The 14,432-nt window shown below is 40.1% G+C and carries 15 protein-coding genes; 3 read left to right on the top strand and 12 right to left on the bottom strand.

Annotated features, from left to right (window positions below; translation table 11 throughout):
• Nucleotides 1–144 precede the first annotated feature (144 nt).
• From ACY2RR_RS22375 to ACY2RR_RS22355, 5 genes are all read right to left on the bottom strand, one after another.
• Nucleotides 145–963 carry a hypothetical protein gene (locus ACY2RR_RS22375; RefSeq protein WP_490110417.1) on the bottom strand — a complete coding sequence of 273 codons (819 nt, stop codon included), beginning with the start codon at nucleotides 961–963 and terminating at the stop codon, nucleotides 145–147.
• A 119-nt stretch (nucleotides 964–1,082) separates the two neighbouring features.
• Nucleotides 1,083–1,520: an SUKH-3 domain-containing protein gene (locus tag ACY2RR_RS22370; RefSeq protein WP_490110416.1), complete on the bottom strand. Its 438-nt coding sequence runs from the start codon at nucleotides 1,518–1,520 to the stop codon at nucleotides 1,083–1,085.
• Nucleotides 1,521–1,584: 64 nt separating this feature from the next.
• Nucleotides 1,585–2,454, bottom strand: a complete 870-nt coding sequence (locus ACY2RR_RS22365) for an HNH endonuclease (protein WP_490110415.1) — start codon at nucleotides 2,452–2,454, stop codon at nucleotides 1,585–1,587.
• The gene (locus tag ACY2RR_RS22360) at nucleotides 2,451–3,920 is read right to left on the bottom strand and encodes an AAA family ATPase (protein ID WP_490110414.1); all 1,470 of its coding nucleotides are present in this window, start codon (nucleotides 3,918–3,920) and stop codon (nucleotides 2,451–2,453) included. Before ACY2RR_RS22360 ends, ACY2RR_RS22365 begins: the two co-directional genes overlap by 4 nt.
• Before the next feature lie 251 nt (nucleotides 3,921–4,171).
• The gene (locus ACY2RR_RS22355; RefSeq protein WP_490110413.1) at nucleotides 4,172–4,513 is read right to left on the bottom strand and encodes a hypothetical protein; all 342 of its coding nucleotides are present in this window, start codon (nucleotides 4,511–4,513) and stop codon (nucleotides 4,172–4,174) included.
• Nucleotides 4,514–5,208: 695 nt separating this feature from the next.
• Between ACY2RR_RS22355 and ACY2RR_RS22350 the strand changes: the two genes are divergently transcribed.
• A complete protein-coding gene (locus ACY2RR_RS22350; RefSeq protein WP_490110412.1) occupies nucleotides 5,209–6,102 on the top strand; it encodes a DMT family transporter in 894 nt (297 codons plus the stop codon).
• Nucleotides 6,095–6,943: a methylated-DNA--[protein]-cysteine S-methyltransferase gene (locus tag ACY2RR_RS22345; protein ID WP_490110411.1), complete on the top strand. Its 849-nt coding sequence runs from the start codon at nucleotides 6,095–6,097 to the stop codon at nucleotides 6,941–6,943. The genes ACY2RR_RS22350 and ACY2RR_RS22345 overlap by 8 nt, the downstream gene beginning before the upstream one ends.
• Nucleotides 6,944–7,033: 90 nt before the next feature.
• Here ACY2RR_RS22345 and ACY2RR_RS22340 read toward each other — a convergent pair whose 3' ends face one another.
• The 7 genes from ACY2RR_RS22340 to ACY2RR_RS22310 form a co-directional block, all read right to left on the bottom strand.
• Entirely contained in the window at nucleotides 7,034–7,696 is a 663-nt protein-coding gene (locus ACY2RR_RS22340; RefSeq protein ID WP_490110410.1) for a hypothetical protein, read from the bottom strand.
• A gap of 1,875 nt (nucleotides 7,697–9,571) precedes the next feature.
• Complete coding sequence (locus ACY2RR_RS22335) at nucleotides 9,572–9,859, bottom strand: hypothetical protein (RefSeq protein ID WP_490110409.1); 288 nt, start codon at nucleotides 9,857–9,859, stop codon at nucleotides 9,572–9,574.
• A 199-nt stretch (nucleotides 9,860–10,058) separates the two neighbouring features.
• Entirely contained in the window at nucleotides 10,059–10,907 is an 849-nt protein-coding gene (locus ACY2RR_RS22330) for an HNH endonuclease (RefSeq protein ID WP_490110408.1), read from the bottom strand.
• Between the two features lie 89 nt (nucleotides 10,908–10,996).
• Nucleotides 10,997–11,389, bottom strand: coding sequence for a DUF4124 domain-containing protein (locus tag ACY2RR_RS22325; protein WP_490110418.1), 393 nt, complete (start codon nucleotides 11,387–11,389; stop codon nucleotides 10,997–10,999).
• 52 nt (nucleotides 11,390–11,441) lie between these two features.
• The gene (locus ACY2RR_RS22320) at nucleotides 11,442–11,774 is read right to left on the bottom strand and encodes a hypothetical protein (protein ID WP_490110407.1); all 333 of its coding nucleotides are present in this window, start codon (nucleotides 11,772–11,774) and stop codon (nucleotides 11,442–11,444) included.
• Nucleotides 11,775–11,882: 108 nt separating this feature from the next.
• A complete protein-coding gene (locus ACY2RR_RS22315) occupies nucleotides 11,883–12,113 on the bottom strand; it encodes a hypothetical protein (protein ID WP_490110406.1) in 231 nt (76 codons plus the stop codon).
• Between the two features lie 29 nt (nucleotides 12,114–12,142).
• Entirely contained in the window at nucleotides 12,143–12,511 is a 369-nt protein-coding gene (locus tag ACY2RR_RS22310) for a hypothetical protein (RefSeq protein WP_490110405.1), read from the bottom strand.
• Nucleotides 12,512–13,286: 775 nt separating this feature from the next.
• Between ACY2RR_RS22310 and ACY2RR_RS22305 the strand changes: the two genes are divergently transcribed.
• Nucleotides 13,287–14,240 carry an integron integrase gene (locus ACY2RR_RS22305; RefSeq protein ID WP_490110404.1) on the top strand — a complete coding sequence of 318 codons (954 nt, stop codon included), beginning with the start codon at nucleotides 13,287–13,289 and terminating at the stop codon, nucleotides 14,238–14,240.
• The last annotated feature ends 192 nt before the right edge of the window (nucleotides 14,241–14,432 follow it).

Here is a 14,432-nt window from a genome sequence, read left to right as displayed (position 1 = left end):
CACAGTTTATCCTAATCAATCTATGAATTAATGGATGACAATAAAGTTGCTGAATGTGAGGAAAAAACGCCTAACGCCTGCGTGTGGGGCGCCGAAGGCGTCCCAGGCAGCTTGCTGCCGAGCACGACGCTCTTGTTATGTGCTTTATTGGCTTATGCGCTCTCTAATAAAGCTAAGGAAGTTTGTTTTAAGTTGACTTGAGCAGTTTGACTTCATGAAGTTTTCAATGAAATTGTCGAGATCATGATATTTATAGTTGCTTTTTATTCTCTGGATTATTTTGATGTATATATCCCATTTATCATCTTGTGATTCATTCGTTAAGAATGTATCTAGAGTAGCGTAGTAATGTTCTAACCACTTAGACGAGCAGGCTAAGTCTACGAATTTGTTAAGAGAAAAGTAGTTGTTCTCAACCAAAAATGACAAGTCACCCCATTTCAATTCGTAAATTGAATTTCCTTGTTCATCATTCTTGACGTTTTTTATAGAATATGATTCAAGTTGATTTTCTATTTTAAGTTTTACTTCTTGCTTAAAGAGAAGCTTTGAGCCTTTGATACCATTGGCGGATTCTAGAGAATAAGCATCAATGAATGCATTTCCAACAACTATACCTTTTTGCAAATTGTTAAATTCAATTGCTTTAATGTCATCGTATTCTCCAACTGAAATCCCTCCTCTAAGAGGAAGGTCACATCTTATTATTGATGTTCGATAAAGCTGTACTAGGAATATGAGGAGCTTTTCGAGATTCTCAATGCTATTGTTCTCAGTGAAAACAACTAAAGAGTCACTAAATGTTCTTCCGTGAATGTTATGATCATTTTGATATCCTAGATTTTCCCAAAGTCTATATATCTCTTGATTGAATGTTTGTATAACACCTTTAGCCTCCTCGTGTGAGATCCCTTGGAGTTTTTTCGTGAATCCAAGAGTATCTATAAAGGCTACATACTTCATTTATTTATCCTTACTTAAAATACTGATGACTTTAAAGGCTGAGAATGATCAGCACATAACGCCAGCATGTGGGGCGCCGCAGGCGTCCCACGAGCGAAGCGAGGAACACCATGCTCTTGTTAAGCCATGTTTAGGGGAAAGCCGTAGTCGAGACCAAGTAGCAATTTTGATGTGGCCTCGTTAAATGAGCCACCGAAGTACATTTTCTCATCTGGCTCTGTGTATATGTATAAATCGTTTTTTGCGTTGACCATCACTAAGATATGCTGATGATGGGCAGATGCTATAGCTGTGAGGTCACCAACAGTTGGTTCCCAGCGTTTGCAAATGCGGTGTGCTTCGTACCAAGGTCTTAAGTAAAAATCTATATTACTTGCAGCACACTCCCGGCCCGATCCTGTTTCACCGACTGATAATCCACCAAACTCTTTGAGAATATCAACTGCATTTCTGTGAGAAGTATTGTCTTGTTCTTGAAGGTTCTCGAGCGTGATCGAACGGCCTTCATACCAACCAGCTTTCGTAAATAATTTTGTAAGATATTCTTCGGTAGTCATTGTGAACTCAATAGGGCTTAACGCCTAAATCAGGTGCGCCGTAGGCGTCACCTGGATTTACTTGTTAGGCCGCTGTCGAATAATACTCAATCAATGCTTGGTACATTCCTTTTTGCCAGTGATTCATGAATGGAGCCGAACTTACGCCAGGTTCTAAAAGAACTTCATTTATGACGTCAATGCTTATATCAGATTGTTGCATTCTATTGATTTGGCTTAGAACTGTTCCTAACTGCTGTCCAGCCTTGGTAGAATATCTTCTAGAAAGCTCAAAATCAAAGAAGTGCTTATTTACTCTTTGTTTTTCTATCTCTGTCCACTCTTCTGGAGGGTTCGTATAATATTCAAACTCTCCGAGTTCATCAGCATTTCCTATATTGTATTTTGCGAAAATCCATTGTTGGTTGAAAAATCTATCATTATCACTGTATGGTTGAATTATTTGATTTTCAGGTTTTTTTGCATAGTCATCTCCTTTACCATCCATATTACAATCGCGACAAGAAGGCACGAGATTTTTTGGAAGAATAGCAAACTGGGGGAAATGTGCTTTAGGAAGGAAGTGATCTAAATTTCGAGGCGTACCTATTCCCCCACAAAACGGGCATTGTTCTTGAGCTGAATTTAATAAGGAATCATAAATTATTCTTGCTGGTTTATCTCTTGGAACTAAATACTGATCATAAAATTTAATAAGTTCTGTTTTTGATATGTTGCAGAGAATGGCTGTATCAGGGTTATTTTTTTTATCTAATGCTTCTATCGTATATAATTCACCAGTAGATGATGCCACTGTATAGATATGTTCTTGATTAAATAGTTCCTGACGGCAAGCTGAGAGTTTTTCATTCAAGGCGATGTTGCCCGTTATACCTTGAATGCAAAGTTCAATTGTTCTTTCAAAATCATACTCTGGATCATCAAGTCGCATCATTTCTTATTCTTCCTGTCTCTATTAGAAACTAGAGCTTTCAGAATTGATCTTCCTTCAAAACCTAATTGATTGTTAAATTCATTTATTATCTCAGAATAAGTTTTATTATCTTCAACTAGATCAGATAGAAGAGCATGAAATCCAGAACGTTCAACTTCTAAACTGAAGACTTCACTAGTTAATAATCCAACGTTTTCACCAAATGTTTCAATGTTAGGTCTAGCAACACTGATGCTTGTACCTACACGGAAAATTTTCCAAACACAAGATCGAGGTATTTCTTGAAGAACTACTGGTGAATGAGTGGCTATAATTGCCACTCCATTTTGATCTTTAAGAAGATCGGAAAGTGCACGGACTAAAGCTGATAACAAAGGAGGGTGTAAATGGCTTTCTGGCTCGTCGAGTAAAACAAGGGTTTTTTCTTCTACAGTCGCAACTAATCTAGTTATGGTTAATAGTACAATCGCATGTCCGGAACTCATCCGTGAAAGATAATTTTTTATTTTATCTTTGTAGCCATTACGGAATCTATTTGAATCTATTTGTTCTGATTTTTTTTCTGTATTCTTATATTTGTTATATACACTTTCAAGTTGCTTTAATCCCATTGATGAGAAATTTTCATCTGAACCGAGTTTTTCGATAGCATTAAGCCAACGTTCAGTTTTATTTTTATCATGGAAGCATTTAATTAGTGCATATGTGCAGTCATCTTGAAGGTCGTCTATAGTCCTGTGTGTTTTTCTGTCATTAAAATCTTTCAATCCAATATAAAAATAACAAGAACCTTTTGATGGATCTGGTTGTTCTTTAGGTGGAGAGAATGGATCAAAGGCACTAAATGAGACAGAAACAAGGCTGCTAAAGTAATCATCTGGAATATCTCTCTCTACCCATCCATCTAAATCTATAAACTTACCCTTTCGGTTGTCTTGTGCAGTTATAGACTCAATCATTCCATTTAGAAGAGTAGTTTTCCCAACCCCATTCCTTCCTATTATTGCATGTATGTTTGTATTAGGTTTTGGTTCAAACATAACATTGAAGTCAATTTCTAATTTTCCATAATTTTCTGATTCTGGGCGTGAGAATTTAAATTTATAGTTTGATAATTTTGCTTTCCCAAAAAGCACTCTATTGTATTGACCTTTTATTACCGAAAGACTTGTGTTTCTAAGCAATGAAGTTCCAAATACCTCTTCATTTCTTATGTTCTCAATTGCCTCTGGATTTATAACAATATCTTGCAGACCTTTAAGTATTGAATTTCTATAATCCGTTGGAAATAAGGCCATTTTCTCATAGAAAGTAACTCCTTGTCCTAGTGAAAAGAATTTTTCATCCAAAGAATTAAACTTCTTGGGTAATATATTGTGTGTTTTTTCTTTTATAGTTTGACCAATAAATCCAATTTTTATTGACCCTATATCGTGAAGCAATCCATTTTCATCATGGATTGACATTTGGAACATTGTCACAAATGAATAATCATTCCAATTGTCAACCTTTAGGTATACGCAATTTCTACCATTTTCTGGAACCCAAGAATTATTCGATAGTATGAGAATGTTGATGTTCATTAATTGTCAAATTATTTGATGATAATAGTGATGGTGGGATTCTGGCCTAACGCCAGCAGCACGGGCCGGAGCCGCAAAGCGGCGGAGGTCCAGCAAATACGTAGTATTTGCGATCGTGCCTGCTCTTGTTATGCCTAGCGATTTTCATTGTAATAGAATGGCATCTTTGGGCAGTCGAATAAACCATCATTAAATTTTTCATTTATATGATCAGGCATCATCTCGCCCATTTTGTCGTATACCGCCTCTTTCAGGACTTTGAAGCCTCCATCATCTTGCAATGTGCCCATAAACCTTTCGATATCATCAATATCTCGGTAATGCAAAGGCTGATGAAAGAATCTCATATATTCCTGCAGAGCACGGTAAACATACATAAGGTCTTTCAAATTCACCTCTACCGTTTCGTCAGGATCTATTTTGTCGAGATCATACGTAACAATCTCTTTTTGATTTTCAGTATACTCGCTACTCATGAATCTCTCTCAGGGCATAACGCCCGCATGTTGGGCGGAGCGGAGCGACGTCCAAACCATGCGCTTGTTACACGCATTTATGCAGGCGATGTTTAAAGTTGCTGACGCTGGCATGGCACGAATGAAGCGATGACAAACTGTCAGGAAAACTGCGAATGTTTGCTGCACAACCAGAATACCCCAAACAAACACAAAAACTCTGTTGCCAGCTTTGGGATAGTGAACAGCGGTAGTTATGGAACCTAGATTTTTACACCACGCAAATGCTAAAAGCCTGCCATGAAACTTTGAGCTGGCAAACTATGCGAAACCTGGGTTGCACGATGTGTATGCTGGCAAAACCGGGAAGCAGCCCGAAAATGTTTGCAGGAAAAAAACGTTGATTTGCTGAACTTTCAGGAAAACGACGTGGCAAACTCAAAACCTTGTTGCCAGCTCCACGAAACTTATTTTTCTCTCGTTTGATTCTGACTTTGCAGGAGAAGAATTATTTAAACTCCCAACCGCGTGTAACGCCTAAATTAGGTGCGCCGTAGGCGTCACCTGGATTTTCTTGTTAAGTGCCTGATTTTTACTACTCAAAACATTAGCTTTTAATTGTGTTAAAGAGCAATATCGCAAGAATCGGGTGGATACTTTTTTATACAGAGATCATATTACTGCTTATAAAATAATATCTATGGTGTATTAACTGTATGAGTCGTTTAAATTTATTGCGATTGTTGTTATTGGCTGCTATCTGGGGTGGCTCTTTTCTTCTGATGCGGATCAGTGCATCTTCCTTAAGTCCTGCTGTGATGATCGAAGCTCGAGTAGGTCTTGCTGCAGTGTTTTTACTATTCGTTTCGCAATGGTCTAAACGAAATTCACTGCTATCAGAACACTGGAAGCATTACTTAATAATCGGTTTTTTCAACTCAGCTCTACCTTTCTTACTCTTCGCTTGGGCCGCACAAACTTTAACTGCATCAATGCTGTCTATCTTGAACGCTACTGCTCCTATATGGGGAGTGCTAATAGGTTTTATGATGAAAGAAAATCATTTAACGACCAAAATTTCAATTGGTTTGATCTGTGGCATTTCAGGGGTTACATTCCTAGTTGGTTTAGACCAAATTACTCTTCAAAAAGGTGCACCTTTTGCAATTGCTGCAGCTCTGTTAGCAGCTTTAAGTTATGGTGTTGCGAGTATCTATACCCGTTTTTCTGTGAATATTACACCTTTCGAGAATGCTCACGGAAGTATGTGGGGTGCAACATTACTGATAATTCCATTACTTCCTTTCTCTCCTTCTAACAACCAGCTTGATCTAAACATTATTGGAACAGTGATATTACTGGGTGTTTTATGTACTGGTATCGCCTATTTATTGTATTTCAAACTCATTTCTGAGATTGGAGCACCATCAGCCCTAACGGTAACTTTTCTAATTCCAGTCTTTGGTATAATGTGGGGGTATTTAATACTTGATGAATCTATTGGTTGGCATACGGTTGTTGGTACGTTATTAGTTATTACTGGTACTGCTCTAGTTACTGGATTCTCTATAAGCAACATTTTTGAAGTAAAGAGATTAAAAAATGTTTGAGCCAGAGTTACAATCAAAACAACAACATTATTATTATGTTGCTAAAGCAATTGATTACATTCGCAAAAATGTTCAACAACAACCTACACTCAAAGAAATCGCTCATGCAGTAGGACTCAGTGAATATCATATACAAAGAATTTTTACCCAATGGGCAGGTGTTTCCCCTAAAAGATTTTTGCAATTTTTGACTAAAGAGCGTGCACTTCAAGCACTGAAAGAGTCTGGAGATATTCTTCAAGCTTCTCTAGATTCAGGTTTATCTGGTCCCGGTAGGTTGCATGATCTTATGGTCAGTTGTGAAGCCATGTCTCCAGGTGAAATCAAGAATCTTGGAAAAGACCTTAAAATTGGCTTTGGATATACAAATTCACCTTTTGGATCAATATTGTTAGGTTGGACACCACGCGGAATTTGTTATCTTTCATTTGTAGATGAAACAAAATATTGGGAAGATGAGTTAATGCAACAATGGTCATACGCAACTTTTCAGCGTGATGATAATAAAGCTTCCACTATTGCTTGTCGGATATTTGAACCCTCTGAAAAAAAAGAAAGAATACATTTAATGATTCAGGGAACAAATTTCCAAATTAAAGTTTGGGAAGCCTTGCTTCGTACCAAGCCCGGTCAATTACTAACATATTCTAAACTTGCTCAACTTTCTGGCTCACCTAATGCACAAAGAGCTGTCGGTACTGCACTAGCGAATAACAGTATCGGATGGCTGATTCCATGCCATCGTGTAATTCGTGGTTCAGGAGAGTTCGGAAATTATCGATGGGGAACAAATAGGAAAATATCCATGCAAGGATGGGAAGCTAGTCATGCCTGTAAGTAGTGAAGTGTTGGGAAGCACGAAAGCACTTAACGCCTAGCTGTGGGGCGCCGTAGGCGTCCCAGGAGCGTAGCGACGAACACCAGCGACTTGTTAGGCGAATTTTGCTGAGGATATAACGGTTAAATTACTCGTAACCTTACACTCAATTTGCTTAGCATCTTTTGGAAATGTGGTGTACTGACTCTGGTTGAGGAGGTTGAACGGGTACACTTTACGAATCATTCCACTTTCTATGCTTGAAACTGAACTATACCAGTCAATGCTTTCCGAAGTTACGCTGACCGTTGTGCTGAAAAAACGACTCTTTATCTTGCCTTCCGTGATGATGTCGTAATTCTCGGAAAGATCGAGAGCATATCCATACAGGATGTTTATCTTTGAAATTACCATTTGTGTTATTTCAAGGACACTTACTTGGTATAGGTTTGGTGCATACCAGAATATCACTTCACATGCTTTGAACTCTGGTGAATATGTAATATGAAACCCAAGCTTCTTCTCAATAAACCCACTCAATGCTGAATATTTTTTATGTCCGTGCTTCTCTAACTTTATCCGAAATGACTGTTCCCTGATTGTTCTCCCTTTGCCTATACCGTAAGGACCATCAATATCATATTCGTTCGGACCTTCTGGGAATAACTCACGAAAAATATCGAGAATGCCGTCCAGAATTACTTCTCTCTCATCTTCATTTACATCCAGAGCATAGAGCTTAAGAACTCTATTTTTATTTCTTCTTATATTCATCATGATAGTGAAGGTGGGTAGCGCCTAACGCCCGCATGATGGGCGCCGCTTGCGGCGTCCAAACCATGCGCTTGTTACACGCTTGTGCCGACAACGCCAGACAGACCAAGCTTTTGCTGGCATTGCACGTTGAATGTTTGTGACTGAAATGGCCTGCCAGCTGCTTTGAATTTGTAGAGCTTGCCTGACTTAAATGTGAGGTTTTAGGCAACCCAAAACCAAAATGCCAGCCGTAAAACTCAGGGCTGGCAAACGATACGAAACTTGGGGAGCACAATGCTGACGCTGGCGTGCACGAAGGAAAGAAGCACGCTACCGCCTGCCAGCTGCACTGACCTTAAATCAATGCACGATAATCAAGCTGGCATTGCATGTGGAATAAACGACAATGCTAACACGCCAGCTTTACAGAATTAATTTTCTTAAATGCAACTGGTGAAGGGCAGGGGAGCAAACAATTAAACTCCCCCAGCGTGTAACGCCCGCATGATGGGCGCCGCTTGCGGCGTCCAAACCATGCGCTTGTTACACGCTTGTGCCGACAACGCCAGACAGGCCAAGATTTTGCTGGCATTGCACGTTGAATGTTTGTGATTGAACTGGCCTGCCAGCTGCTTTGAATTTGTTGAGCTTGCCTGATTTAAAGCCGAGGTTTTAGGCAACCCAAAACCAAAATGCCAGCCGGAAAGCTCTGGGCTGGCAAACGACGCGAAACTTGGGGAGCACAATGCTGATGCTGGCGTACACGAAGGAAAGAAGTACGCTACCGCCTGCCAGCTGCACTGACATTAAATCAATGCACAATATATAAGCTGGCATTGCATGTGGAATAAACGACAATGCTATCACGCCAGCTTTACAGAATTAATTTTCTTTAATGCAACTTATGAAGGGCAGGGGAGCAAACAATTAAACTCCCCCAGCGTGTAACGCGAAGTTGTGGGGCGCCGTAGGCGTCCCAGGCAGCTTGTCTGCCGAACACCAACGCCTTGTTGTGCGCGGCCTTGCCGGTTGAGGTTTACCGGCGCTGGCATGACACAAACTTTGCGAATTGTTTGGGTAAGGTTTGCCAGCTGGCAAACCCTAATTTCTGTTTGTATTTAGCAAAGAAACCTGTAGCCACTGGAAACCTTTGTTGCAGCGGAACACAGAGGTTTTGCTGGCATTGCACGTTTAAACATTACCTGAATGTAGATTGCCAGCTCCACAGAGCATGAAGAGCAGGCTTGAAACTGGAAAGCATAATGTTTGTGCTGGCAAACTCAAAGGCAGCCCGAACGATTTAGCAGGACATGCTCGTTTAATTCCGGTGTTTCAGGGTTCCCCAAACTGACACAAATGTTGATTGCCAGCTTTATAAAGCTCTTGGTGATTTCATAGGAAAAACGCTGGCAGAGAAATTAATATTTTCACCCTGCGCACAACGCGAAGTTGTGGGGCGCCGTAGGCGTCCCAGGCAGCTTGTCTGCCGAACACCAACGCCTTGTTAGGCGCTGGATATTAAATGTGAAATTTTAAATATCAGAAGTACTAGTGTTGATACTGAAAAAGAAAGATGAGGCTCTCTTTGTAAGAGAATATTCTTTTCGAAGCTGAGTAAAGGCAATATCCGAAGCCAAGTGCCGAGAATATAAATGAGAGAATTGTAATAATCGTTATTGCATGGCTCTCACTCAACCCGCTTCCATTCTTCCATATCGCCTGCGAAGGTTTGTCGTTAACCCACTGAATGGGCGAAACAAGGTACTCTGCAAGAAATACGCTAGTAGCATCATTTTTCGAAAATGAGTATATCGCAAGGATTAGCATGAGAAATGAGCCGACACTCAATAATAGGGCACTATTTTGAATTGCTTGGTTTTTCATTGATGTGTCTGGTTAGTCACATTGAATATGGACGTTATGAAATCCAGCGTTTAAAAGAATGTTGAATATTACTTTAACAATGGGCTCATCGTTTGACCCTTTATTTCTGTTAAAGATTTTGTCGAGAAGCGTTCTCTTTTTATCGATGGTTATAAACCATGAACCGTAATTCTTACTTGGGGCATATTCGCCGCTGTAACCTGACACTGCAAGGCCATAGTAATTATTATTATGCTCAACTTCATTGAACCAGCCAAAGTCCTCCATACAAATAACTTTCGCAAGTATATTTTCTTCCAACAGCTTATCTATGAGCCATTTAGAAAAGTCTTCACCAAAGCAGCAATCATTTATGAAATTATCTTCACCTCTGAGAGATTAAACAGTGATGTCTCACACTCGATAGTTACCATTGATGCCTCAGTATGGATGCGCCTAACGCCAACATGTGGGGCGCCGCAGGCGTCCCACGAGCGAAGCGAGGTACACCATGTTCTTGTTACACGGCCATTAACTCAGATTTAAGGGTTTCAATTGTAGAGCCTGAGCCACGGTGCAACATTCTGTGGCAGTTAGCACAAACAAGTGCTAAATCCTCAATCTTAGCGTTTTCTGTACCAAGGTCATCAAGCTCACTTAATGGCACTTTATGATGGGCTTCGATAAAGAAGTGGCCTTTTTCTCCATAGATTATATGAAAATCAAAACCGCAAACCTCACATGGAAGACTGCCCTTGTTCTTCTCTGCATGCTTTTTCTTGGCAAGATTCACCAATTTTGTAGAGCGTTCTCTTGCTTTATGTTTTTTCTCCAAACGCTTGCCCTCAGAGAATGCTGTTGGCTCAAGCGGTTGATCTAAGCTTTCAAGCTTGTCCGATTTGACTCTACACTCGGCAAGATGAAAAGTATTCGTTAGAAACTCATCAAGGCTTACTATGTTACTTGGTAATGAGATTACTGCATTACAGGAGTTGAACATAGATTCGAAGTGGGCTTTTCTTTCTTTGTTCTTTTCATCCCTCTTCCTTGGTGCATATGACCAGTGGAGATCATGCTCATTCCCATAGGAGGACATTTTGTGTAGTTCAGCAACCGGAGGAAGGTTATTATTCTCTGGATAAATTACTAAGTAATAATTGTTGTTCTCTCTCCAGTCGACAAATAGAAACCATAGATTCTTTTCTCCATTGCCGATCAAAAAAGAACCAAGACTTTTTCGGTCATCAGCGAATTGATGGAAGTTCTTTATTATTCCCGGCTTTATGCTTCTTAGAAGCGTAAAATCTGAGTTTGAAGAAATATCTTCAGAAATTAATTTTGATACTTCTTTTGCGATATTTCTATGCACTGGGTTTCCCTTGGCCGTGTAACGCGAAGTTGTGGGGCGCCGTAGGCGTCCCAGGCAGCTTGTCTGCCGAACACCAACGCCTTGTTATGCTACTTTGTATGTTTTTTATAGAAGTTGTTAAAGCGATTTATTGAGAAACCTTCCATTTTCTGATGGCCTAAGGTTATAAATGGAACTCCGTTTGCACCTAGACGATTGAATCTTGATTTTGCAGATTTACTTTTGTCAATGTCGTACTCTCTGAATGGGATTTTTTTACTTTGGAAGTAACTCCTTGCTTGATCGCAATATCCACACCATTCAGCTGAGTATAAGGTTAATGTTCCAGTTAGCTTATAAGTAATAGAGTTATAGTATTCTCTATCCAGGGTGATTGACTCATGGATTTCTTTTTTTGGTTTTGAGTCGCTAAAGTGTATGTTGCCATCGCTATCGACCCATTTGTAATATTCTGCAGCTGCTAAAGCTGGTAAGGATAAAATTATTAGTAGTATCGTTCTTTTTATTCTGTTTCAAATCCATTTGTCTTTCACTTTATTGTTTATTTTGAATAATTTTGGTGACTAAAGCTGTACATAGAAATGAAATCAGTACAAGTAAAATAAATCTAATGGAGAATGTTACATATACAAAGTTTTTATGTTCGGTTATAGCTAAACCGACTTTGTTATGGCTTTCTAATGATGAGATGGATTTTGAAATTTCATGGATTGATTTATCTAAATAATCCTGTTTTTTGATATCTGTACCTAAAGCTTTTTCCATGACATAGGCTTGATGCCGCTCATTCAGTTGGTCTATACCGCTATCAATTGTTCCATAAATAACGATGGAAAAAAGAATTAGGAAGAAAACTTTTATTCTCATGTTTAACTCATTGTTTGGTTTCGCATAACGCCTGCGTGTGGGGCGCCGCAGGCGTCCCAGGAGCGCAGCGACGAATACCACGCACTTGTTATGTTGCTGACTGGATAGCTAAGACTTTTGTAACGCAATAATTGCAACGATTAAACTGGCAATTGCTACAATAAGTGAACCAATTGCAATTTTATTTGATACATGTGCTTGTGAAAGTGCTCGTTCAGAAGTTCGCCGCCGTTCTTCAGCTTTAATCATTTCATGAGCCCACGGATCGCCGGTCTGTGCATAGGCATCTACTAGTTCATGATCAGATAGCTGAGAAAATTCATTTTCATTTTTTGACATTTACTACCGAAATTCCTTTGTACTCTGAGCTAATCACTTGTTGGATAAGCACTGATTTCAAGATGTATTTGGCTAGATGAAAGTCGTGCCAATACTTCAGGAGAAAACTTTAAAAACCTTGCATAGGCAATATCCTCACCGACTGAACACCCAATATCAAGTGTCCAAGTACAACCTTTAGCGACTGAAGCTTGTATTGATGTTCTAAATTTATCGATGAAATTTGATATCTCTTTAAAGTGATCGTTGATCTCTTCAGATTCAGAGATATCAATACCAAAGCTGGTAATCGTTCCTGTTTCAGATTTGAAAATCTCGTCATCATATATATCAATTTCATCGGATAGAAATCTAAGAGCTTCCTCTGAACCTTTAACTCTTAAAATCGACATAAGCATGATGGTTTACTCTGATCTTAGGGAGCAACATAACGCCCGCGTGTGGGGCGCCGTAGGCGTCCCAGGCAGCTTGCTGCCGTACACGACGCTCTTGTTACACGCTTGTGCCGACAACGCCAGCCAGACCAAGCTTTTGCTGGCATTGCACGTTGAATGTTTGTGACTGAACTGGCCTGCCAGCTGCTTTGAATGTGTAGAGCTTGCCGAACTTAAATGAAAAGTTTTGGGCAGCCCAAAACCAAAATGCCAGCCGTAAAATTCAGGGCTGGCAAACGATACGAAACTTGGGGAGCACAATGCTGACGCTGGCGTGCACGAAGGAAATAAGCACGCTACCGCCTGCCAGCTGCACTGACCCTGAATCAATGCACAATATTTAAGCTGGCATTGCATGTGTAATAAACGACAATGCTACCACGCCAGCTTTGCAGAATTAATTTTCTTTAATGCGACTTGTGAAGGGCAGGGGAGCAAACAATGAAACTCCCCCAGCGTGTAACAGCGTCATACACGTCAAAAGCCCTATAATCAGCTATCTATTATTTTCTTTCCACTCTCCCCAGTGCCCCAAATATCAGCTGGTAGCACCCACAGGAAAAGCAGAAAACATTATTGATACTGTCGCAAACCCAGAAGCCATATTTGCCGCTTAAGAGCAAAGAAACGACAAATGCCTTCAAAAAACCAATAAAAACAAAGCCCTAACAACACCTTGAGAAACCAGCATAGGCGAACTATTTTTACTGTTTTCCTATACAGTAGTGGTTTAAAGATAATGAGATTGCAGCAACAGTTTCAGCAGGCAATAAGAACAATAAACTACTCGTATTCAACTGAAAAAGCTTACTGGAGCTGGATCAAGCAATATCTCAAATTCCACAAAATGAAACACCCTGCCAGTATGGGAGGAGATCAGATAAGTCAGTTTCTTTCCTATCTTGTTATGCAGCGTCATGTATCGGTAAGCACGCAACAGCAGGCTCTAAGTGCTTTAGTTTTCCTTTATCGCCATGTCTTGCAGCGAGAAGAGTTGATTATCAATGAGTGGTCTCAGTCTAAACGGCCTAAAAAGTTGCCTGTTGTATTCTCAAGAAATGAAGCAGAGCTTGTCTTATCTCATTTGAGTGGCACTCCGTTAACCATATCCCAGCTTATGTATGGTGCTGGTATGCGCTTAATGGAGGCTATCCGTCTGCGAGTAAAAGATGTTGATTTCAGTCGCAGTGAAATTACCGTACGCGAAGGGAAGGGCGGTAAAGATCGTGTCACAGTCCTTCCTCAGAAAATCGTACCAACTTTAAAACAACATATTGAACACTCTGCAGTTCTTCATCAAAAAGCTCTGGCTGAAAATGTCTGCCATGTACACTTACCAGGAGCTTTAGCCAGGAAATATCCCAATGCAGGTAAAGAGTTAGCCTGGCAGTTTATTTTTGCCAGCAACCAACTAAGTCGTGACCCTCGTACAGGAAAAATTGGCCGTCATCATATTAATGAGCGCCATATTCAGCGTAGTGTTAAAGCTGCTATATATAAATCCGGTATACATAAACACGCCAGCTGTCATACCTTTCGGCATAGCTTCGCTACTCATATGCTTGAAAGCGGGTATGACATACGCACCGTGCAGGAACTACTTGGGCATACCAACGTCAATACCACAATGATTTACACTCATGTTCTGAATAAAGGCGGGCGAGGTGTAAGAAGTCCAGTTGATTGCAATTGAATAACCGAAAAAGAACGCTACCGCCCCACAGAGCTTTCAGGCACAAGTCATATGCCAATCAATCCATGCGTTAAATATTCCAGTGGCACAATTATGCAACAGACACCTTCTATTCGTCACGGAACAGTCGCTGAGAAAAGCTGATGAAAACGGATAAAAGAAACGGAGCCAATGGCTCCGTTTCGGGGTTTA

It is taken from the genome of Parendozoicomonas sp. 2304DJ65-17, from assembly GCF_058148445.1.
The sequence above is the reverse complement of the archived record's forward strand: the minus strand, read 5'-3'. Positions and strand labels throughout refer to the sequence as shown.